Genomic DNA, 22,071 nt, shown 5'->3' with positions numbered 1-22,071 from the left:
TCACGAGAATGAAAATTTCGGCTTCTACAAGGGACTGGTCGATGGGCGACCGAAGACTAACTATTTTCTCCAAGGGACGCGCCGATGAGATTTCGGCATGACATCCTGGAAGCGTCGGGACTAAGAAGTGAAAGGCACCCGCATAAGCGGAGGCGCCTCCGTTTAAACTAGCCACTTATAGAACTTCGTCAAGTCTCTTTTCTTTGGAGCAGCGTTTGGCCTCTGCCGGGGCGAAGGCAGCACCGGTCGTCCGGACCGGGTTACGTGTCCGCGCGGCGCAACCGCGTAAGGTCTGTATGCTGCTTTTTTTGGGGGGGACGAGTCGTAAGCGGTGTGAGCTTCTACAGTACGGATATCGCTGGAGCCGATTGGTGACCAATCCAAGGTCAGGGTCGACGAACGGAGCACGCCTCGGGGACCGCGACTGCTCCGTCCGTCCATCAGCCGGCGGAACCGGGCTGATCGCTGAAGGGGCCGATTCCGTTCCTGCACAAACAAGAGCGCAGCGGGCCCGGACACGCTATGCGTGCTCTCGTGTAGAACACGTCACTGTGTCGTGAGCGTTTTAGGTTTCTTCTCTGTCCATTGCGGAGGCGCACCGTACTTCGCGGCCACCGCGCCTGCCAATCCAGGCGCCCGGCCAAACTCCTCACACGCTGCGTATTTGGGTTTTCCGCCGAGCCAGGATTGCATCCGCTGTTTCGAAGGAAGAGAGAGGTCCAATCCCTTCGGCTCCTTGCCTGCAATCAGCATCCGGGAAAAGTCATTTCCAAAGGTCGAAGCGAGACTGTATGCATCCCCGACCTCGGAAACGCGGGGATTGTTCTGGATCGAATTTGCCCCGCGAGCCCACACCATCGCGGCGCGTTGGGCGCCGCCGCTATCGACCGCCTCCGCCTCGACGGCAAGTCCGCCGAGACCGGCGGGCAGGCGCGGCACACTGACGGGCAAGACAAAACCGGAACCCACCGATACGGCGGTTGCGACCCCTGCCATCGTCTTGTTCGTCGGAACGATATCGGTGACGACGGACCGAATCGTCATATCCGCCGGCTGGCCGGCTGAGACCATTTGATACTTGTCGCTAAGCGCGACGCAGAGTGCGCGGTCCAGTGCGTTTGACACCAACGAGCGGTCGGCTTCAGATTTGACGCGGGAGGCGGCGCTGAATGTAAATGCGGTCGGCACGATTCTGATCGTCTTGACCGCCGCAAGACGCTGTCCATCGACGTAAATACGCGACTTGGACAACTTTCCCTTGGGCGCGCCGAGATTGTTGTAGGAGGTGAGCGTTCCGCCCTCTTTCAAAGGCACTGAGGAACACCCGGCCACCGACAGGGTCAGGGGTAAAGCAAGATAAAGAGGTCTTAGGGAAAAGGTTGGCGCGAGGCCGGGAAGTCGGAAAAATGATTTAATCGATGGATTGCTGCGCACGCTTTCGGGCCTCCGTCACGGGTGTTTCGGAGGTGGACATTGAAAGCGAAGAATTGCTGCAGCATTACAGGATATTTGCAGATCATTTCAGAGGATGTTCGGTAGGTCGACCGGTCACAGGTAGATCGAGGACGTCTCGGGGACAGCGTTGCGCAAGGCGCAACCTGCCGCCCAGATTGGCGGGGCCAGGCTCCGTCAGAGCTGAATCGCCACCCGTGTCCCGGTCGGGCCGCTTTTGATGCTGACCTCTCCGCCGTGATTTGCGGCGACTTGCTTCACCAGGCTCAGACCGAGACCTGCGCCCTTGCTTTTGGGGGTCGCGCGATAGAATGGTTCAAAAACCAGCTCTTGGTGTTCGGCCGGTATACCGGGTCCTTCGTCGGCCACATTGATCTGCCCGCCGACTGAGACCGAGACCGTGATCATTCCGGTATTGCCGCCGTGGTCGATGGCATTGCGAACCAGATTGCTGATTGCCCTCGGTAAGGCCGAAGGACTGCCTTTGCGCTCGAGACTTTCCACCTCGCTCTGAAAGGAAATCTGGTATCCGGCCGCAATCGCCACGGGCGCAAGATCGGCGACGACCATTCGTGCGATTTCAACGAGATCGACCGTTTCGTTGAGATCCGTCGCCTGGTCGTTGCGCTCGAAATCGAGAAGCTGTTCGGCCGTATCAGCCAAACGCGCCACGCTGTCCAACAGTCGCTTACGTTCCAGGCCCTCGGGCATCCCGTCGATCCGCGTCTGCATGATGGCGATTGGCGTTCTGAGCTCATGCGCCGCATCGATCAGGAAGCGCTGGCGTTTTCGAAATTCATTCTCAAGCCGCTCAAGCGTTCCGTTGAAGGCGACCACCAAGGGAGCGACTTCCTTGGGAATGCCGTCTGCAGGGAGGCGTACTCCATGTCGGCGCGGTTCGATTTCCGATGCTTTGCGGGCAACGTCGCTCACACCGGCCAAAGCGCGCCCGACGATGCGGCGGACAGCGAGAAAGACGGCCGGCAGAGCGATGATCAGCAGCGGAACATAAATGGGATAGGTCTTGGCAAGCATCACCAAAAACGTCGAACTTCTGCTGGGGTTTCCGCCATACATCACTCTGGCCTCACCGAAGGCTGTCTCGGCCACGTCGATGGACGCGATCTCGCTCGTGCCTGGAGAGCCTTGTATGTCGGCACCTTTGATCAGGTGGACATACTTGGCCAGGTCTGCATAAGGCGCGGGAACTGCACCATAAGAAGCTGTCTTCCCGTCAAGCGTGGCAACAAGAAACCAGAGCCCTTCGTTCTCTGCCTCCAATGATCGGAGACGCGGTCTATCGGCGATAACAAGCTTACCTCCCGAATCCTGCGTAACAGCTTCTTCGACTGCAGCGATCAGCTTGTCCTCCATCCACTCGTTCGGCGAAAGGATTGTCGCCCCGTAAACGCAGAGGCCGACGATCACCACGCCAACGACGGCCACGATGACAAGACTGAGCTGCCAGCTCAGTTTCCACCAAAGTGATGGGTTCAAGCTTTTCGCCTCGCGCATCATTCCTCCTTCAGGAGATATCCGACGCCCCGGATGTTGTGGATCGCGACGCCGGCGCCCGCATCCGATAGTCGCTTGCGTAATCTGGATATATGCGCATCGAGAGCGTTCGACTGGATTTCCTCTTCGTAATTGTAAACCGCCGCCTCGAGAGCCGATCGAAGGACGGTTCTGTCCTTCCGCTTGGCCAGCGCAGCAAGAACGAGAAGTTCGCGTCTCGGCACGTCGAACGGCATGGATTCTACGGTCACGTTCAAATGCAACGGATCGATCACCATTCGACCCACGCTGATTTGAAGTTCCGCCAGACTTGGCGGTCGTCGCAGCACAGCCCGCAGGCGAGCCATCAGTTCTTCCACAAGAAACGGCTTGCCGAGATAATCGTCCGCACCGATATCCAGTCCCTCGACACGCTCCAGCGGTTCATTGCGTGCTGTCAGAACGATTATCGGCGTGTCGGTTCCCGTCCGCCTCAACCGTGGAATAAAGGTCAATCCCTCACCGTCGGGCAGGCGGCGGTCCAGAAGGATCGCGTCATAAACATTCTGGAGCGTCAATTCGACCGCGTCGGCGAGATGCATTGTGTGGTCGGTGACGATGCCGTGCTTTTTCAGCGCCACTGACAGCGCATCCGCCAGTTCCTTCTCGTCCTCTATCAGTAGCAGTCTCATCGTCTTTCCGCTTTTCCGCTCCTTTGTCTCCACTGCCAACATTGCAGCAGCATTGCGGCCATCGACGATAAACAAAGAAGGTCAAAAGCCGCGTGGCCTTTGTTGAACGACGTTGTGACCGCTTCATGTCCTCCCTTAGGTAAAGGCCGGCGCTGGCCAGTTTGTCGTGAGCCGAGTATCTCTGCCCTTCATGGCGATGAGGACCTCGTGGAATGCGTTGAAAACGCTTGGACAATCGTTCTTGCGGTAGACAAGAAGCGTATCGACGGGGCCGAGTTGGTAGGTCTGGACCCTTGTCGGCCAATGCATAAGATCAAGGACCGATCTCGGCATCACCCCGGCCGCGTTGCCGGTCGCAACGCTCGCCAAGATCGCGTGGTAGGAGCCCAGCTCGGTCGTCTGCAGGGCGCTTGATTTTTGCGCCCAGCTTTCGGCAATCCTGCGATAGATGCAGCCAGGCTCCAACACGGCAAGCGAACCAACACGAAGGTCGGCAGCGGACTTGATTGATGGATGGCCGGACGGCAGCACGATCAGCAGGTCCTCGACAAAGACGGGCTCCATCTCGAGCATCTTGAGTTCGGCGTCAAAATCCGGCTCTTCGTCCAGCATCGCCTTGGGCGGACGGGCAATCAGCGCACAATCCAGGGCACCGGCCAAAACACTCCGACTGAGGTCGCGGGAGGCTCCTAGCGTCAGAGACAGAGAAACATCCGGCCACATCTGGTTGAACTGCGACAACGCCGCCGGCAGCCGGCTCGCCGCGGTACTTTCCATCGTGCCAACACGCAATGTTCCCGATGGCGCAACAGGCCGAACGGCCTGGCGCGCTTCAAGCGCAAGCGCCGTCAGTCGGTTGGCATAGGCAAGAAACGTCTCGCCCTCCCGCGTCAATGTCATCTTCTTGCCGTCGCGGCTGAAAAGGGAAACACCAAGGTCTTCCTCGAGCTGCTGGATGCGCGTCGTCACATTCGACGGCACGCGTCCGACCGCCTTGGCGGCCTTTGTAACGCTGCGGTCGCTGGCAACCGCGAGGAATATCTCGATCGACGAAAGGTCCACCGGAAAAATCTCGATTCCAGAACTAAGTTCACCTATAATTCTCTATACAAAAACGATTTTTTCAGCTCAAGCAAGTTCGGATGGCGGACCGCATAGCGCGATTTGAGGAATGCAGATGACCATGTCGGATGAGCGAGATAGGGACGATGGCCCCCTCGAATTCGCATCGCCAGCCTGCCTGATGCATGAGATCGAACCAGCCTACAACGGCAATTCCGCCGGCGAGGCTGCCCCCTCAGACGTTCCGGCATGGAGGAAGACAGAGCGTGAAAGATTGATCGATGAGCGGAAGTCCCTGCTGTCGGCGCAGCGTGAGGAATTTACCCGCTTGATTGCGACCTATCTCGATCACGTGATTGCCGACGTCGCGGGCAGGCATATCAGCATGTACTGGCCGTTTCTGGGAGAGCCCGATCTTCGTGGATGGATGGCTGCTGCGACTAGCCGTGGCGCCATATGCCTGTTGCCCGTCGTCGTCGCCAAACGCACGCCCCTGATCTTCCGATCATGGAAAATGGGAGAGCGGCTGGAACGCGGCATCTGGAATATTCCTGTACCGGCAGACGGCAACGAGGCTATCCCCGATGTCGTTATAGCGCCGCTCGTCGGCTTCGATACCAATTGCTTCCGGCTTGGCTACGGCGGAGGGTATTTCGACAGGACTCTCGCTCATCTCGACCGCAAACCGCTAGCGATCGGCGTTGGCTTCGAATCGCAAAAGATCAAGACCATTCACCCCCTTGCCCACGACATTCCGATGGATGTGATCGTGACAGACGCAGGGGTGCGATATCGATGAACTCCCGCGCAAACCTCAAAACCCTGAGAATCTTGGGAACATTTTCCAAGGCATGACATCCAATCGCTGATTGGAGATTAAAATGAAGGCAACAAATCTTGTAATCGTGGCCGGGCAGCCCCTTCCGGATGATCGCACGAGTGACGCGGTTCTGATCAAGCGCGCCACCGGCAGAGATCCGGAGGCCTTTCGAACGATCATGCGCCGCTATAATCAGCGTCTTTTCCGGATTGCGCGCGCCATAGTGCGCGACGACAGCGTCGCCGAGGACATTGTTCAGGAAGCTTATATGCATGCTTTTGAGCATCTTGGCAGTTTTCGGGCCGATTCATCGTTGTCCACGTGGTTGCACCGGATCGTCATGAACGAGGCGCTCGGCCGACTTCGCAAGGCCTCGCGCCGCCTGGAAGTTGCCTTGCCAACCCATACGGCAAGCGCTGACGTCGTCCCATTTCCAAACGGCATAGCCACAGACGATCCGGAAAAGACCATGGCACAAAGGCAGATATTGCGGCTTGTGGAAGAGGCGACCGACGAATTGCCGGATGATTTCCGCCTGGTTTTCATTGCCAGAGTTATCGAAGGCATGAGCGTCGAAGAAACGGCGGAGCTCTTGGGCATCAAGCACGCGACAGTAAGATCCAGGCTTCATCGCGCCAGGGAGCTGCTGCGAAAGCACATCGACGACCGCATCGGCCCGATGCTCCTCAATGCATTTCCCTTTGCCGGATGGCGCTGCGAGCGGCTGACGACAAAAGTGATGAAACGGCTTGGCATCGAGGACTAATTTTTTCGGAACGTTCTGCCTCGAGCGGCATCCAATGAGCGTCACCAAAACAGACCGGCGCGCAAATCGTCGCCGGAAAGAGGAGCTCTAGAATGTTCGTCCGATTGAGCGCGGCCGTTGCCGCAATCTGCCTTCTCAGCCCCGCCGCTTTCGCCGCCGGCGCCGCGCCGACCGATCCGCAGATCGCTCACATCGCCTATACGGCCGGTGTGATCGATATCGAAGCGGCAAAACAGGCCCTCAGCATCTCCAAGAACAAGGATGTCACGGCCTTCGCGAACGATATGGTGCGCGACCACGAGGCCGTCAACAAAGAGGCTCTCGACCTTGTGAAGAAGCTGAAGGTCACCCCCGAAGACAATGACACAAGCCGCCAATTGACCAAGGCTGCAGCGGAAGAGCGCGCCAAACTGGCAAAACTCAAAGGTGCTGCCTTCGACAAGGCTTATGTGGAGAATGAAGTCGCCTACCATAAGCAAGTCAATAGCGCACTCGAGGGCACGCTGATCCCTTCAGCCCAGAATGCCCAGCTGAAGGATTTGCTGCAGACAGGCCTCAAGCTGTTTCAAGGCCACGAACAGCACGCCGAGCATGTTGCGGCGATGCTGAAATAGGGAAGCGAACCATGCGAATTGCATGTGAGGGCCGGCTGGGGTTGGTCGGCCTCGGGCTATTGCTGTCCGTCCTTCCCACCGAGGCTGCCACGATCGAAGTCACCATCGAAAAACTCGAGTTCAAGCCTGCGGTGATCAACGCGACCGCTGGCGACACGATAAGGTGGGTCAATAAGGACATCATGGCGCATACGGCTACCGCCGACGGGAGATTCGATGTCGTCATTCAGCCGCATCAGTCGGCTTCGACGGCGGTAAGTAAGGCGGGTGCGGTGGACTATTACTGCCGTTTTCATCCGAACATGCGCGGCCGGTTGGAAGTGGCCGAGTAGTCATCTCCGAATATTTCTCCGGCGGATCACCGCGGTCCGCCGGTTCCGCATCAGAAAGCGCTATCGCAGGCTGCTTTCGCATTTGAGACTATCGAATGCTGATTGCCGAACAAAACGGCAGACCGCCCGTCAAACCGGCATTGTTTCATTTCTTCGCCTCGGCTTGCCCTCACGGACTATCGCTTCCGGACGTTGGCACATGGATTGCGTCCGTATCTCGGATACCTGAAGAGATGACATTCGATGTTGTATATTTTCCCCTCCTTGCTTTTGAGCTTTTCCCTCGGACTGAGCTGGAACAGATTTCTGCTTACATTTACAAACCGAATTGAGCTGCTTCAAAACCAGACGCCGGTGACGGCGGTCGCCGCAGCCATCAGCCTTTCCGCTTTCGCGCTGTCCATCGCCGACAAGGGGCCCTGGCAGGGTGGAACGATCATCCTACTCGGGCTGGCGCTCGCCGCAATGATCAAAGGCCTTTTCCACCCGACGCCTGTTGTGGCGCTTTCAGCGGTCAGCCTCGTGGTCTACCTGTATTTCAGAGTACTTTCCCTTTAGTTCTCTGCGACGACGGCACCCTCCAACTCCATAAACTCGGCCGCTTTCGTGACACGCCGCCACAAACGGCGGCGATCTTCTATCCGGATCAATGCTGACCTCTCATGGCCGGCGGAAAGGTCTTCGAGTTGCTCGTATCGCGCTTGATGCCGCGTCCTGCCAGTGGTTTAGTCAGCGTCGAAATGGAGGTGAACTTCTGCAGCTCGTCTCATAAATGTTCGACCGCTAAAGAAAGAAATACGCGCAGGTGACGACCAGTATCAGACATATCGCTAAACTTGCGGGAACATCGGTCTCTTCGGTCTCACGCGTGCTCAACAACAGCGGTTACGCTTCTCCCGAGCTCAGGGACCGGGTAGAAGCTGCCATTCGCACACTGAACTACACGCCCAGCAAGGGCGCGCGCATGCTGCGCGGTGCGCCAAGCCGGATGATCGGGCTCATGTTGCCGTCGATCGACGTGCCCTTCTTCGGTATCCTGGCCCATGCCATCGAGCAGGAACTGTTTCGGCACGGCTATCAGACGCTGATCTGCAGCACAGCCGAAAACATGGAGCACGAGGCACACTACATGTCCATGCTGCTTGCCCAGCGCGTCGATGGCGTCATCGTGGCAAGTGCCTTCGGCAGCACCGAGCATTTTCAGGTACTGCGGGACGCAGGTATCCCGATCATCGCCATCGATCGCGAGCTCAGCGGCATCGCTCACGACGCGGTCATGGCCGATCATGAGGAAGGCGGCCGACTGTTGGCGCGACATCTGATCGACCTCGGCCACCGGTCGATCGGCATCGTCGGCGCGCCGGCCCACAGTCAGCCTGTGCAGCTTCGCCTGCGAGGTATTTCGGCAGAAATGGCGACATACGGGATTACGCCTGCCGCCGTGACGATGGCCGAAGAACACAGCTTCGCGGCAACATACCCGCTGGCGCGGGATCTGCTGGCAGCGCACCCGGAAATTACGGCGATCATCGGCACGACCGATATTTCGGCGATTGCGGCAATCCATGCCGTTCTTGATCGTGGTTTCTCCGTTCCGAAGGATTATTCGGTGATCGGTTTTGACGATCTGCCCGAGGCAGCCTACGTCTTTCCGCGGCTAACAACGGTCGCACAGCCCATCCGCGATGTCGGGCAACTGGCAGCACGGCGGCTAGAAACGCTGATCGAGGAACACCATACGGGGAACGAACCAAAAGCAGGCGCCATCTCAAAAGTGCCGGTCACCCTGATCCAGAGAGATTCCACCGGCCCCGTCCGTGCTTAACGAGGAGTGGGTCAGGGCGTGACCCGATGCTAGGGTCGGACGATGACCTTGATCTCGCCTGGCAATGGCGCGCTGCCCACCACCTCGGCGACCTCTTCGAGACCGACGCTCTTGGTCACAAGCATATCCAACTCCAGCGCTCTGCTCGCGACCAATGCGGCAGCCCGCGAATGGGTGAACGGGTTGAGATAGGCCGGCCTTATATCGACTTCACTGACGAGCAGGTCGAAAGGCAGAACGGGCACCTCGATACCCGCGGGCGTCACTCCGAAAAGCACAAAGATGCCACCGCGCCGCGCCATCTTCAGGCCGCCTTGAAGGGTGTCGGGAACACCGGCGCATTCGATGACGACATCCGCGCCACCATGGGTGACGTCTCGAACAGCGGCAACCGCGTCCGAAGCTGCCGGGTCGAAGGCATGCGTCGCTCCGACCTGCAGCGCGGTCTGCCGTCTTGAGAGCTGCCGCGTGATCAAAATCACCTGGCTTGCCCCAGCCATACGGGCCAATTGCACCATGAGCAGACCGATCACGCCTCCTCCAAGGATGGCGACGCTGTCGCCCGGACGGACCTCTGCCTTGTCGATGGCATGAAGACAGCAGGCAAGCGGCTCGCAAAAAGCGCCATGCGCGGGATTGAGATCGGCAGGCAGCGTGAATGCCTGACGGTACGGCACCGTTGCATATTCGGCAAAGCCGCCATCTCGTGTTACGCCGATGGCGGTCAAGCTCTCGCACAAGTTCACACGCCCGCGCGTGCAGGCATGACAGCGGCCGCAGGCGATATTGGGGTCCACCGTTACGAGTTCGCCGCCGGCAAAGCCCGCGACCTCATCGCCCACCTCTTCTACGATGCCGCAGAATTCATGGCCCATCGTGACCGGAATCGCCGTCGGATATTCGCCCTTGTACATGTGGCGATCCGAGCCGCAGATGCCAGCGGCCAGGACGCGGATAAGCAATTCGCCTTGCCGGGCAACCGGCTTCTCGACGCTGCGCATCGTCATCGACCCGATCGACTCCAAACGGACAGCCTTCATTCCTCTCCTCCTAGCAGATGGCCTCACATTACAAATAACGAACCTACCTGGCATCCGCCTGGGAGGTCCTATTCGAACGATCAGCTCATGACGTTGCCGCCATCGACATTGTAGCACTGTGCGACGATGTACGCCGCATCCGGCCCGGCCAGGAAGGCAGCCATAGCAGCCTGTTCTTCGGCCGTGCCAAATCGTCCGGCGGGGACGGCGGCGGCCACGCGGCGCTTCACCTCGCCAGGCTGCAAACCTTCGCGACTCCCGAGTTTCGCATCGACGACGTCCCACATCGGCGTATCGACCACGCCGGGAGCGATGGCGTTCACGTTGATCCCGTATCGGATCAGTTCCTGAGCACAGCTTTGGGTGATGCTGATGACGGCCGCTTTGGAGGCGCAGTAAGCCACCGCCGGTCCCTCTCCGCGCCGGCCAGCCTGAGACGAGAAGTTGATGATGCGTCCACCCTCGCCTCTCTCCACCATATGCCGGGCAACCGCCTGCGTCATGAAAATCACGCCCTCGATATTGACCTGGAAGACCCTGGCAGTGCGCTCGCGGGAGATCTCCAGGATGGATTGGACTTCGTAAATGCCAGCGGCGTTCACCAGTATGTCTATCTTACCAGCGGCCTCTATCGAAAAGCGCACAGCGGCGTCGATGCTTTCCTGGCTGGTCACGTCGAGCGCCACGCCCCAGGTGTCTGGGCCGATCGCCTCCGCGACTTCTGCGCATCGTGTGCCGTCCAGATCCGCCACGACGACCTTCGCGCCTTCCGCCGCGAAGCGTTCGCAAACAGCCTTTCCGATACCGCTCGCGCCTCCGGTGACCAATGCCACTTTTCCGGACAGTCGAGATGTCTGCACCAAGATCATCACGTCAACTCCTCGATCACCGTGCCGCCACGGCCGCTACTACGAATGGCTTCATGTCGTCCTTCCTCGATTGGATCGTCACTGTGCCACCTTCTCCCGATGCAAGTTCAACAGGTTGGTTAGTCGGATACCGGATTCATCTCCTTCATATCCTCCAGGAGGACCGCCATACTGGGGATGCCATCGGTGGCCGTCGCGCCCGCCAGGCAACGCGCAGCCGCAGCGTGGGCCACCGCACAGATATGCTCGACAGGCCAGTTTTCATGCAGGCCGTAGAGTACGGCGGCACAGAAGGCGTCTCCCGCGCCAACCGTGCTGACGATATCATGTGGCTCGACCGGCCGCGAGCGCGTCACGATCGATGAAGCGTCGGGCGCAAACCAGAAACAGATTTCCGGTGCATGGATGATTGCCCCTTTGGTGACGCCCGCCGCAAGCAGGCGCTCGCCCGCCTCCAAAAGCCCAGCCTCGATCAGATCTCCCTTCGCATTGCGAACAGCAACTCCAGTGGCCCGGCCCGCCTCCATCTCGTTGATGATCAGGAAATCGCAGAAGGGCAGAGCGACACCGACCTTGGTGGCGAATTCCGGATCTTCGCTCGATACGAAGTCCACGCAGGTCGTAAGCCCCGCGCGGCGAGCGGCTTCCAGCAGGCGGGATGCCCCCGAACGACCGTCTGGGCCAATCTGGTCGAGCCCGGGCAGCAGCATCAGATAGCCGAGATAGAAGAGCCGATAACCGGAGTTGGCGAAGATCGCAGGCGAGACGAGCGCATCCGTGAGCGCATCGTTGGCACCGCCATGATAGAAGAAGGTGCGGTTCTGGCCTGGCACGTTCATGACATGCGTGTGAGCCGTCACCCGATCGGTGAGCGCCACCAGGCCGCCGATATCGATGCCGGCGGCTGCAAGGCGCGCCCTGACGATCTCTCCATCCGCATCCGCACCGATGCATCCCGCCACCGCCAGCTTTTCGGGAAATCCGAGCGAGGCGAGGTCGGTGACGACATTGGCCGCGCCGCCCCCGACACCCAAATCCTGATGCAGGATGTAAGCGAGATTGCCCTGTTCGGGCCAATAGGACAGGGTGTGGACGCGATCGATAATGAAATTTCCCGCGCAGACGATGCCGCCCTTGTCTTTCTTTTCGCCGCTGCGAACCTCCTCCCCGGTTCGCATCAGCCACCTGCCTCATTCCATAGGGGTCTGAGAGGCAGCTCGTCCTCCTCGATCGCGGCGAAGCGCCCGATCGGCTCCAGAAAGTAATTATCGCTGTTGTCGTCGTTGACCTGGCTAACCTCGCCGACGAACACAGGCCCACCGCCCATTCGGCCGTAGAAACGATGATAGAGCCCGGTGTGGATCGTAACGCTCTGGCCGGGAGACAGAACCAGCGGCTCCCATGCGGCAAGCTTCCTCGGCAAGCCGTCCACCGGAACGGTCACATCGTCCCGCAACACATTGCCTTCGGCGTCGGTCGCGGCAAATTCGATAACGAGATCGCCGCCGGCCCGGTTGATGATGTCCTCCATCTTTGCGGCGTGGCGATGCGTCGGCGTCACCTGCCCTTCCTCGACGAAGAGCAGCTTCTCCGCGTAGGTGCGCTCGCCCTCAATGCCAACGATGCCGTTGCGCAGGCAAAACAGCACGAGCCCGCATTTGGCAAACCGGCCAGAACCGAAGTCTGTGACATCCCACCCCAATTGATGAGCGCGCAGATAGCGCGCCGCTTCCGGATTGTCGGCGAAATCCGCCGCAGTCCAGTAGCCCCATTCCGGCAGCGACCATTGCCAATGTTCGAGGGTCTTCGTTGCGCGCCGCAGCGCTTCATTGATCTCGGAGCGCTTCATCAGACTGACGCTCCAGCATACTCGACCTGCACCACGGCATCCTCACGGCCAGATTTGAGGGCCGCCGTCAGCACCGCGTGATGCGCCTGCGCCTCGGCCGGTGTCGCGCAGGCAAAACCGTTCGCATTTCCTCCGGCAAGCTCGTCGACGAAGGCGGCCCACATCTGCTGGATAGCATCGGCAAAGCCGAATTCGAAAATCTTGCCGGTGATCGCCGGAAACAGCGAGCCGTATCCAAGATCCTCGGTGCTCCAGGCCTGCGCGCCGCCATTATAGTCCATCCACTGCCATTGGCGCGGCGACTTCGTGCTGAAGAATGCGCTCTTCTTCATGCCGAGAATGCGGATGTACCAGGTGTTGGATTCGCCCGGCGCAATGCGCCAGGTCTTCAGCACCATCGGGAAATCCTGATCCACGGTGCGTACGCGCGTGCTGATCGTGGCATTGTCCCAGGTGGTGCAGGGCAGCATCCCGCCCTTGCCGTCAGGACGTTCGGTGACCTTCTTGACCAGTTGCGCATGCAGAGTTTGCGGACGCCAGCCAAGGCGCAGCGGCACGTGCAAGACATGCATGCCGAGATCGCCCATACAGCCATATTCGCCGTTGATATCGGCCATGCGCTTCCAGTTGATCGGCTTCTGCCGGTCGATATCCGAGGAATGCAGGAAACCTGCCTCGACTTCGAGGATATCTCCCATCTCCCCACTTTCGGCGAGCGCGATGACCTTCTGCGCTCCGGGGAAGAAGGGCATTTCCGACGAACAGCGGACCAGGAGTTCGGGATGCTTGGCGAGCTCAGCCATTATCTCGTGGTTCTGGGCGGCGTCCATGCCGAACGGCTTTTCGCCGAGCAGATGCTTTCCGGCCTTCAGGATATCGATATAGAACTGCTGGTGAAGCACATGCGGCACGGCGCAATAAACCGCGTCGACCTCAGGATTGGCCAGAAGCTCCTTATAGTCGGCAGTGAACTGCCGCACGGTCGGCACATGATCCCTGAACCAGTCGAGCAGCGCTGCATTGGTATCGCATACTGCGACGATTTCCGGCCGCGCCTTCATATCGGCCAAATGCAGCCAGCGCGCCGCAGCACTCGCGAACTCGCGCCCCATCAAACCACAGCCGATGATGCCGAAGCGGAATGTTTTTGACATGCCTCCTCCTCCCAAAATGCGTCAAGCGAGATGCCGTGAGGCTTGTTCGACGGAAGCCTTGTCATGGACGATCGTCATCAAAGCGCGCGTCATGCCGCCGGGATTGTTGTGCTGAATGACGTTGCGGCCGTAGACGATGCCGCGCGCGCCCTGCTCCATCAACTGTTTTGTGCGCGTCAGGATTTCCTGGTCCGAAACGCGGCCGCCGCCACGCACCAGCACAGGAAGGCCCTGAGCAATTTCGACGACGCGGTGATATTCCTCAACGTTATCGCACGGGTCCGCCTTGATGATATCAGCGCCGAGTTCGGCCGCCTGGCGCACGAGCGGCAGGATCTTGTCGATCGCGCCATCGACCATATAGGCGCCCTTGGAATTGTCCTGCATGACGAGCGGCTCGACCATCAGCGGCATGCCGTAGATCTCGCATTCCCGCTTCAGGCTATTCACGTTGCGCACGCAGGCGCGGTAGACTTCCGGCTGATCCGGCAACATCAAAAGATTGACGACCACGCAAGCGGCGTCCAACGCAACGCCCTGCTCTACTGCCCTGTCGATCATTTCCGAAAACAGCGCAGATGGGAGCGGATTGCCATAGATGTTGGCAATGTCCGTGCGCAGCACCAGTGCCGGCCGTTGCTTGCCGGGGATGGCCTGCAGAAGCGGCGCCGTGCCCGGGGGAAGCTGAATGGCATCGGGCGCCGCATCGGCGATCACCTTGATCGCAGTCTTCATGTCCTCAATGCCGGCCAGGAAGGTCCGCTCATTGAACATGCCGTGATCGATGGCGACGTCGAAACAATTTCCAGACACGCCGAAAAGGCGGTTAAGCCGCGCGGACTTCATCAAGTTCCTCCCAATGCGGTAACGTTTCCACACCCACATTAGGGAACCGGAATTTTGAGTCAAGAGCGATGTGGTAACGTTTCCACATTTCGCCGGATTCATGCCTGACCAAAATAAGCGTCGACAGAAAGCAGCCGTGCAAACAACTCCCGCTTCAGGAGATTCCTACGGGGAAACCCGCCGCTGGCGAGGGGGCCAGACCAACGACGGGCTTTGGTGACGGCTGGTTGTTCAGCGCTGCCGCTTATCAACCAATGGCCAAACAGCAACCGGCGGGATTTGTTCCATTGCGTGCGAAATTGCCGCCCCCCCGGAGAGGCTAATGCTTGCCGTCATTTGACGCCGACAAGTGTCACGAGCTGATTTTCGTCGTGAACCCCTTGCCGATAGAGTTCAATGACCATTGCCGCAATTTGCTCGGCTTCTTCGGTATCGCGCGCAACATTGAGTTTGATCAAAATGGCATCAAAAGCGCGTTGGCAGATGTTTAAATCCGTTGAATCCAGAGCCATTTCATGCTTGCTGAGATACTCCTTGATCATGGCAATTCTTTCGCCCCATCGCCATCGCCACAGCGGCAAACAATGCATTTTCAACTGAAATGAATTCCAACACAATAGTGTTAGGGGTTTGCCCGCCTCAAAGATCTTCGACAAAAAAGAGCCCCGTTGTAAGCAGGGCTAGAAGTGAGAGTGCGGATATTGTGACTTGCAATACACAAGTCCTGAAATACTAACGATTTATCGCAGCTTTTGGTTCCAATTCCCGAGGTCACAAGGCGAAAGACCTTCGACCGCGACCTTCGCGCGATATAACAAAACCCGCCGTCGGCGTGAGGGGCGACAACGACGGGTTTTCATCAATGTCATTAAATTGGCCGGCTCATCCAGCCGAGGGATGAACGTCAGCGATTGTCGTTTGTTCCAACATGGTCGCGGGTCCTTCGTCGGGGCCACTTTTGCGGATGAGGAGTGTAATCCGCACCGCTTGCGCCCCACAAGGAAACAGCCCAAATCATTGCATTGTCGCTTAAGCGACAGCCGGCCAGTGCGTATCGGCTCGCTCCATCCGACTTTTTTACCCATCGACGCTGACTGTACGATTCTAGCTATACAACTAACATGTTAGCCTGTATGTACTGACAGCACACTTGGAGGAATGAAATTTGTCTCGCAAATTCGGTCTATCGGTCGCGCTGACGACGCCCTTCGATACCAACGGCGATATCGCGATTGGCCCAATGATCAACCAGGCCGAACGAAGCCTTGCGTCGGGATGCTCGAGCGTCACGCTTTTCGGCACCACTGGCGAGGGATCCTCTATCGGAACGCAGGAGCGAGGAGAGGTGATCAGTGCCTTCCTGGAAGCAGGCGTGGCGCCAAACCAGATCATCGTGGGTGTCATGGCGGATTCCGTTGAGGACGCCGCCGCCCAAGCGGGATTCGCGCTGACCAAAGGCGTGCGCAACATCCTGCTTGCACCGCCTTTCTATTTCAAAAACGTCAGCGACGAAGGACTGTTTCGCTGGTTCTCGGCCGTATTCGCGCAACTGGGCGACAATGCGCGTGACATCATCGTCTACAATATTCCTTCCGTTACCATGGTGCCGCTCTCGGTGTCCTTGATTGGCAGGCTGCGCAGCGCCTTTCCCGACATTGTCACCGGCGTCAAGGACTCCTCCGGCGATTGGCCGTTCACCGAGGCGCTGTTGAAGGCGCATCGCGATCTCATCATCCTGATCGGCGACGAGCGCCACCTGGCAAGGGGGGTTCGGTTGGGCGGACAGGGGGCGATCTCCGGGATGGCGAATTTCGTGCCCCACGAAATCCGGTTGATGGCTGAAGAAGGAAAGGATGATCCACGCGTCGAGGATTTTGTTCCGGAATTGCTGAAATTCCCGGTGACTGCCGCGGTCAAAGTCATGGTGGCACAACTCTCAGAGGACGAAATCTGGCTTGCGGTTCGTCCGCCGCTTGTTTCAATATCCGGCGAAGGACGGAATCATCTTACCAGCGCGTTCAATGCGCTTTTCAGGTCCAAGGCGGCTTAGACCAGCAGGACAAGGAGGTGACAATGGATGGCATGGACGAGCAGCCGACGTTGCGGGAAAAAGCCTATGCAAGCTTTACCCATCATCTGCTTGCTCGCGATGTGCGTCCCGGCCAGTTCGTCTCGCAGCGCAGGCTTGTGGAGCTGACGGGGCTACCACTCGGCGCCATCCGCGAGCTAATCCCGCGGCTGGAAGCCGAGGGCCTGATCAAGACCGTGCCGCAGCGCGGTCTCCAGATCGCCCATATCGATCTCAACCTCATCCGCGAGGCCTTTCAGCTACGTCTCTTTCTGGAGAAGGAAGCCGTTGCCCTTTTCACGCATTCGGCTTCGGACGACACGATCGCCAAGCTCTTGAAGCAGCACCGCGATATTGCGGACGCCATCCAGGTGGGCGATACCTCGCCGGAGCTCGAGGTCCACGCGCAATTGGTGGATTGGGGCATGCACGATGCCTTCATCGACGCGCTCGGCAACACCATTATTTCAAACGCTTACCGCGTCAACTCGATCAAGATGCGGCTAATCAGCCAGGATCGATTTCGGATCAACGGGCATGTCGGGCCGGTCATGAACGAACATCTGCAGGTGCTTGAAGCGATCCAAAGACGATCTGCGGAAGATGCCGTCGCGTCTCTCGTTTCGCACATCAACGGAGCCAGAGATCGTGCATTAAAAATTTGAATTCAACAGGCCGCAAATGAGGAGATTTCCGGCCAAAGGAGGAGGAACAGCATGGCATCATTATTCATCAATCCCACACGCCGGCGCTTCATGGCGGGTACGGCAGCGATGGGAGCGGCAAGCCTGCTCGGCATACGCGCGGCATCCGCGTCGGTGGATTGGAAACGGTTTGCCGGGACCACGTTGGAAGTCAATCTGGTCAAGAGCCCGCGCAGCGAAACCATCCTCAAATATCTCAGCGAATTCGAGGCGCTGACCGGCATCAAGGTGAATGCAGAGGCGACGCCGGAACAGCAGCAGCGCCAGAAAACGACGATTGAACTGAGCTCCGGGAAGCCGAGCTTCGACGTCGTGCATCTGAGCTACCACGTGCAGAAGCGGCAGTTCGAAAAGGGTGGCTGGCTCGCCGACATCAGCGGTTTCCTGAAAGATCCTTCCTTGACGGATCCATCGCTGGTCGAAAGCGATTTTGCCGAGGCAGGCTTGAAGTTCGCCAAGGATTCCAATGGCGTCCTGCGCTCCCTGCCCTTCTCGGTCGATTACTGGATCGTCTATTGGAACAAGGCCCTATTTGAAAAGAAGGGGCTCGCCTTCCCGCAAACCTTCGACGATATGGCGAATGCCGCGGAAGCGCTCACGGACAAATCGACCAACACCTACGGCTTCGTCGCCCGCGGCCTCAAGAATGCCAACACCCCGGTCTGGACAGCCTTCATGCTCGGCTACGGCACGACGCCGCTTTCGCCGGACGGCAAATTGCGCACCACCTCGCCGGAAGCGGTGGAGGCTGCCAAGCTCTATCAGCGTCTGATGACCAAGGCCGCACCTCCGGGCGTCTCCGGCTTCAACTGGGCCGAGTCTCAATCCGCGTTCCTGCAGGGCAAGATCGGCATGTGGTTCGATGGCGTCGGCTTTGCACCGCCGATCGAAAACCCGGAAAAATCCCGCGTTGTCGGTCAGGTGGGCTATAGCGTCATTCCCAAGGGGCCTGCCGGACAGGCGGCAGCCACCTTCGGCGACGGTATCGGCGTGACGGCGGCGAGCCAGAAAAAGGAAGCCGCCTATCTCTTCTGCCAATGGGTGGTCTCGCATGATATGGGTGCGCGGCTGCTGCAGGCCGGCGCCGGCGTGCCATTCCGTCAGTCGGTCCTTGAGGATCAGAAGGTGCGTGAAGGCGTTTCCATGCCGAGCGCCTGGCTCGACGCCGTTGTCGGCTCCGGCAAGGTCTCCGCGCTCGGTCTGCCGGTCATCATCCCGGTCACCGAGTTCCGCGATATCTACGGCGTGGCGCTTACCAACATGATCGGCGGTGCGGACCCCGCAAGTGAGCTGAAGACCGCGACTGCGCAGTTCGAGCCGGTGCTGGCCCGAAGCGAGGGGTGATGGTGTCCGCGCACATCGAAAATACCACGGCGAGCAGCGTCAAGAATGGGAGCAAGCCGAAAAGTCGGCTTGCTCCCAACTATTGGCCCTTCGTCATTCCGGCCCTTGTGGTCATTGCCGCAGTTATCGTTTTTCCGTGGGCCTTCACCTTATGGATGAGCGTCAATAGCTGGACGCTCGGGCAATCCCAAACCTTTGCAGGCTTTGCCAACTACGTCCGCCTGGCGACTGACGCCCGCTTTTGGGAGGCTCTTTGGCACACGGTTCTCTATACAGGGCTCTCCGTCATCGCGCCGGTTTTCTTAGGCACACTCGCCGCCCTGATATTCGACGCACAATTCCCCCTGCGTGGCTTCCTGCGCGGCATTTTCGTCATGCCGATGATGGCAACGCCGGTCGCCATCGCGCTCGTCTGGACCATGATGTTCCATCCGCAGCTCGGGGTACTCAACTATCTCTTGTCCTTTGTCGGCATCGGTCCGCAGGAATGGATTTATAATCAATTCAGCGTCATCCCGTCGCTGGTCCTGGTCGAAACCTGGCAATGGACGCCGCTCGTCATGCTGATCGTGCTCGGCGGATTGGCCGCCGTTCCGCGCGAACCCTATGAAAGTGCCGAGATCGATGGCGCCAATGCCTGGCAGAAGTTTCGCTATCTCACCCTGCCGATGATCGCGCCCTTCCTCATGATCGCCGTCATCATTCGCAGCATCGACGCGGTCAAGAGCTTCGACATCATCTATGCGATGACGCAGGGCGGGCCGGGAACGGCCTCCGAGACGATCAACATCTATCTCTACAACACCGCCTTTTCCTACTATGACATCGGCTACGGCTCGGCCATGGCGGTCATCTTCTTCATCCTCATCGTCGCGCTCTCCTTCGTCCTCCTGATGGCGAGACAGCGCGCGAACTGGTCGGATACGGAGACACGGTGATGAAACGCAAGACGCTCGATCGCATTGGTCTCCTTTTCGTGGCGCTGGTGATGATTTCGCCGGTCATCCTCTTCTTCCTGTGGATGATCTCGCTGTCGTTGAAATACGAGATCGACAACGGCGCCTACCCGCCGATCTTCGTCCCAGAGCGTTTCGCTTGGTCGAATTACGTTAAGGTTTTCGAAGAGAATAATTTCTTCCTCTATTTCTGGAACTCGATCCTGGTGACGGGATCCGCGACCTTACTCGCCCTGCTGATCGGCGTTCCGGCCGGCTATGGCATCGCGCGGCTGAAGGCCGAGAAGTCGGCGGTCGTCATCATGATCGCGCGCATGACGCCAGGGCTTTCCTTCCTCATCCCGCTGTTTCTGCTCTTCCAGTGGCTGAATCTCCTGGGAACGCTCTGGCCGCAAATTATCATCCATCTCGTCGTGACGGTTCCGATCGTCGTGTGGATCATGATCGGCTACTTCGAGACGACACCGATGGAGCTGGAAGAGGCGGCCAGCATCGACGGCGCAACACCGTGGCAGGTCTTCCGGCTGGTGGCCCTGCCGATGGCCAGGCCGGGGATCGTCGTTGCCTTCATTCTTTCGGTCATCTTCTCATGGAACAATTTCGTCTTCGGCATCGTGCTTGCCAGCCGCGAGACGCGCACCCTGCCGGTCGCCGTCTACAATATGCTGTCCTTCGAGCAGGTGAGCTGGGGGCCGCTTGCCGCGGCAGCATTGATCGTGACGCTGCCAGTGCTGGTTCTGACGATATTTGCCCAGAAGCAGATCGTGGCCGGCCTGACCGCCGGCGCCGTCAAGGGCGGCTGATTGCAAAGCCTCAACCTCTTTCGAACAGGATCCAATCATGGCACCCGTGAACATCCAGAACATCGAGAAACGCTTCGGCCAGGTCAAGGTTATCCATGATATCAGCGTCGACATCGCCGATGGTGAGTTCGTGGTCCTCGTCGGCCCGTCGGGCTGCGGCAAATCCACATTGCTGCGCATGATTGCCGGCCTGGAGGAGGTCAGCGACGGCGAGATCCGCATCGGCGCTCGCGAGGTCAGCAACCTGCCAGCGCGTGATCGCGACATCGCCATGGTGTTCCAGAATTACGCCCTCTATCCGCATATGACCGTCGCCGAAAATCTGGGCTTTGCGCTGAAACTGAAAAAAGCCAATCCCTCGGAAATTTCGGCAAAAGTGGAGAAGGCGGCGGCCATTCTCGGTCTCGAAACGCTGCTCGACCGCCTGCCGCGCCAGCTCTCCGGCGGACAACGCCAACGCGTCGCCATGGGCCGCGCACTGGTGCGCGATCCGCAAGTCTTCCTGTTCGACGAACCGCTGTCCAACCTCGACGCGAAGCTTCGCGTCCAGATGCGGGCCGAGATCAAATCCATGCATCAGCGCGTCGGTACGACGACGATCTACGTGACCCATGACCAGGTCGAAGCCATGACGATGGCCGATAAGATCGTCGTTCTGCATGGCGGCCTGATCGAGCAGATCGGCGCGCCGCTCGATCTCTATGATCGCCCGGCCAATCTTTTCGTCGCCGGTTTCATCGGCTCTCCCGCGATGAACTTCATCGACGGCAGAATCGAAGAAGGCGTATTTCGCAGCGACAAAGGCCTCGTCCTGCCGCTGCCGGAGGGACTACCTGTCTCGCAGCATGGCGGACGCCCGCTGGTCTACGGCATCCGCCCCGAACATATTCGCGCGGAAGCGGGAAGCATTTCGGGACGGGTCGAGGTTGTCGAGGGCACAGGTTCGGAGATTTACGCCAAGCTCGATTGCGACGGCGAGCAGATATCCTGCCTCTTCCGCGAGCGGCTCGACATCCGCTTCGGCGACACGGTCGGTATCGCGATCGATGCGGGCAGCGTGCTTCTGTTCGACAAGGCAAGCGGCAAGCGGCTTGCTTTCAATCCGTAGACGGGCGTGCCATCGCCAATTCTCTCGTAGGCTAATGCTCTCGTAGGATTGTCGCCGCTTACCTGATGTCGTGGCCGTCATCCAGCGACTGTCACGAAAAAGCGATCATCGGGTGTTTCCAGGGCGAACAAATTCGCCAATACGATGAGTTCACCGTTTACTTGGATCAGAATTGCGCAGAATATTAGCAAGTTAGGGAGGAAGCCTTCGGCCCCACTCTCGATAAATTGCGCTCGAACGGCTCTCCTCCCTTGGGTTCATGGGAGGACCAAT

23 protein-coding genes are annotated in these 22,071 nt (G+C 58.9%); 12 read left to right on the top strand and 11 right to left on the bottom strand.

Features of this window, described 5'->3' with window-relative positions:
• Nucleotides 1-546: 546 nt before the first annotated feature.
• The 4 genes from CCGE525_RS24235 to CCGE525_RS24220 form a co-directional block, all read right to left on the bottom strand.
• Nucleotides 547-1,434 carry a DUF3313 domain-containing protein gene (locus CCGE525_RS24235; RefSeq protein WP_425375913.1) on the bottom strand — a complete coding sequence of 296 codons (888 nt, stop codon included), beginning with the start codon at nt 1,432-1,434 and terminating at the stop codon, nt 547-549.
• A gap of 195 nt (nt 1,435-1,629) precedes the next feature.
• The gene (locus CCGE525_RS24230) at nt 1,630-2,967 is read right to left on the bottom strand and encodes a sensor histidine kinase (protein ID WP_120706906.1); all 1,338 of its coding nucleotides are present in this window, start codon (nt 2,965-2,967) and stop codon (nt 1,630-1,632) included.
• The gene (locus tag CCGE525_RS24225; protein WP_120706905.1) at nt 2,967-3,638 is read right to left on the bottom strand and encodes a response regulator transcription factor; all 672 of its coding nucleotides are present in this window, start codon (nt 3,636-3,638) and stop codon (nt 2,967-2,969) included. Before CCGE525_RS24225 ends, CCGE525_RS24230 begins: the two co-directional genes overlap by 1 nt.
• A gap of 135 nt (nt 3,639-3,773) precedes the next feature.
• Entirely contained in the window at nt 3,774-4,700 is a 927-nt protein-coding gene (locus tag CCGE525_RS24220) for a LysR substrate-binding domain-containing protein (RefSeq protein ID WP_120706904.1), read from the bottom strand.
• Nucleotides 4,701-4,815: 115 nt separating this feature from the next.
• Here CCGE525_RS24220 and CCGE525_RS24215 point away from each other — a divergent pair, with 115 nt between their 5' ends.
• The 6 genes from CCGE525_RS24215 (at nt 4,816) to CCGE525_RS24190 (ending at nt 9,057) form a co-directional block, all read left to right on the top strand.
• Nucleotides 4,816-5,499 (top strand): 5-formyltetrahydrofolate cyclo-ligase, encoded by a 684-nt coding sequence (locus CCGE525_RS24215; RefSeq protein WP_120706903.1) that lies wholly within the window; start codon nt 4,816-4,818, stop codon nt 5,497-5,499.
• An 82-nt stretch (nt 5,500-5,581) separates the two neighbouring features.
• Entirely contained in the window at nt 5,582-6,286 is a 705-nt protein-coding gene (locus tag CCGE525_RS24210; protein WP_120706902.1) for an RNA polymerase sigma factor, read from the top strand.
• Between the two features lie 92 nt (nt 6,287-6,378).
• Nucleotides 6,379-6,900, top strand: coding sequence for a DUF4142 domain-containing protein (locus tag CCGE525_RS24205; RefSeq protein WP_120706901.1), 522 nt, complete (start codon nt 6,379-6,381; stop codon nt 6,898-6,900).
• An 11-nt stretch (nt 6,901-6,911) separates the two neighbouring features.
• On the top strand, nt 6,912-7,232 hold the full coding sequence (locus CCGE525_RS24200; RefSeq protein WP_120706900.1) for a cupredoxin domain-containing protein: 321 nt from the start codon (nt 6,912-6,914) through the stop codon (nt 7,230-7,232).
• A gap of 243 nt (nt 7,233-7,475) precedes the next feature.
• Nucleotides 7,476-7,790 carry a hypothetical protein gene (locus CCGE525_RS24195; RefSeq protein WP_120706899.1) on the top strand — a complete coding sequence of 105 codons (315 nt, stop codon included), beginning with the start codon at nt 7,476-7,478 and terminating at the stop codon, nt 7,788-7,790.
• Between the two features lie 247 nt (nt 7,791-8,037).
• A complete protein-coding gene (locus CCGE525_RS24190) occupies nt 8,038-9,057 on the top strand; it encodes a LacI family DNA-binding transcriptional regulator (RefSeq protein ID WP_120706898.1) in 1,020 nt (339 codons plus the stop codon).
• 29 nt (nt 9,058-9,086) lie between these two features.
• Here CCGE525_RS24190 and CCGE525_RS24185 read toward each other — a convergent pair whose 3' ends face one another.
• The 7 genes from CCGE525_RS24185 to CCGE525_RS24155 form a co-directional block, all read right to left on the bottom strand.
• Nucleotides 9,087-10,097: a zinc-dependent alcohol dehydrogenase family protein gene (locus CCGE525_RS24185; protein ID WP_120706897.1), complete on the bottom strand. Its 1,011-nt coding sequence runs from the start codon at nt 10,095-10,097 to the stop codon at nt 9,087-9,089.
• Between the two features lie 80 nt (nt 10,098-10,177).
• On the bottom strand, nt 10,178-10,966 hold the full coding sequence (locus tag CCGE525_RS24180) for an L-iditol 2-dehydrogenase (RefSeq protein WP_120706896.1): 789 nt from the start codon (nt 10,964-10,966) through the stop codon (nt 10,178-10,180).
• A 119-nt stretch (nt 10,967-11,085) separates the two neighbouring features.
• Nucleotides 11,086-12,144 carry a carbohydrate kinase family protein gene (locus tag CCGE525_RS24175; RefSeq protein WP_120706895.1) on the bottom strand — a complete coding sequence of 353 codons (1,059 nt, stop codon included), beginning with the start codon at nt 12,142-12,144 and terminating at the stop codon, nt 11,086-11,088.
• Nucleotides 12,144-12,815 carry a D-lyxose/D-mannose family sugar isomerase gene (locus CCGE525_RS24170; protein ID WP_120706894.1) on the bottom strand — a complete coding sequence of 224 codons (672 nt, stop codon included), beginning with the start codon at nt 12,813-12,815 and terminating at the stop codon, nt 12,144-12,146. The genes CCGE525_RS24175 and CCGE525_RS24170 overlap by 1 nt, the downstream gene beginning before the upstream one ends.
• Nucleotides 12,815-13,969 (bottom strand): Gfo/Idh/MocA family protein, encoded by a 1,155-nt coding sequence (locus tag CCGE525_RS24165; RefSeq protein ID WP_120706893.1) that lies wholly within the window; start codon nt 13,967-13,969, stop codon nt 12,815-12,817. Before CCGE525_RS24165 ends, CCGE525_RS24170 begins: the two co-directional genes overlap by 1 nt.
• A gap of 21 nt (nt 13,970-13,990) precedes the next feature.
• A complete protein-coding gene (locus CCGE525_RS24160; RefSeq protein WP_120706892.1) occupies nt 13,991-14,815 on the bottom strand; it encodes a class I fructose-bisphosphate aldolase in 825 nt (274 codons plus the stop codon).
• A 332-nt stretch (nt 14,816-15,147) separates the two neighbouring features.
• On the bottom strand, nt 15,148-15,357 hold the full coding sequence (locus CCGE525_RS24155; protein ID WP_120706891.1) for a hypothetical protein: 210 nt from the start codon (nt 15,355-15,357) through the stop codon (nt 15,148-15,150).
• Between the two features lie 623 nt (nt 15,358-15,980).
• Here CCGE525_RS24155 and CCGE525_RS24150 point away from each other — a divergent pair.
• Genes CCGE525_RS24150 through CCGE525_RS24125 form a run of 6 tightly spaced genes read left to right on the top strand, consistent with a single transcriptional unit; the run spans nt 15,981 to nt 21,798 of the window.
• Entirely contained in the window at nt 15,981-16,865 is an 885-nt protein-coding gene (locus CCGE525_RS24150) for a dihydrodipicolinate synthase family protein (RefSeq protein ID WP_120706890.1), read from the top strand.
• Between the two features lie 23 nt (nt 16,866-16,888).
• The gene (locus tag CCGE525_RS24145) at nt 16,889-17,548 is read left to right on the top strand and encodes a GntR family transcriptional regulator (RefSeq protein WP_120706889.1); all 660 of its coding nucleotides are present in this window, start codon (nt 16,889-16,891) and stop codon (nt 17,546-17,548) included.
• A 51-nt stretch (nt 17,549-17,599) separates the two neighbouring features.
• Nucleotides 17,600-18,931, top strand: a complete 1,332-nt coding sequence (locus tag CCGE525_RS24140; RefSeq protein WP_120706888.1) for an ABC transporter substrate-binding protein — start codon at nt 17,600-17,602, stop codon at nt 18,929-18,931.
• A complete protein-coding gene (locus CCGE525_RS24135) occupies nt 18,931-19,869 on the top strand; it encodes a carbohydrate ABC transporter permease (protein ID WP_120706887.1) in 939 nt (312 codons plus the stop codon). Before CCGE525_RS24140 ends, CCGE525_RS24135 begins: the two co-directional genes overlap by 1 nt.
• Complete coding sequence (locus CCGE525_RS24130) at nt 19,869-20,690, top strand: carbohydrate ABC transporter permease (protein ID WP_120706886.1); 822 nt, start codon at nt 19,869-19,871, stop codon at nt 20,688-20,690. Before CCGE525_RS24135 ends, CCGE525_RS24130 begins: the two co-directional genes overlap by 1 nt.
• Nucleotides 20,691-20,727: 37 nt before the next feature.
• Nucleotides 20,728-21,798, top strand: a complete 1,071-nt coding sequence (locus CCGE525_RS24125) for an ABC transporter ATP-binding protein (protein WP_120706885.1) — start codon at nt 20,728-20,730, stop codon at nt 21,796-21,798.
• Nucleotides 21,799-22,071: the final 273 nt, after the last annotated feature.

It is taken from the genome of Rhizobium jaguaris (assembly GCF_003627755.1).
GTDB lineage: Bacteria > Pseudomonadota > Alphaproteobacteria > Rhizobiales > Rhizobiaceae > Rhizobium > Rhizobium jaguaris.
The sequence above is the reverse complement of the archived record's forward strand: the minus strand, read 5'-3'. Positions and strand labels throughout refer to the sequence as shown.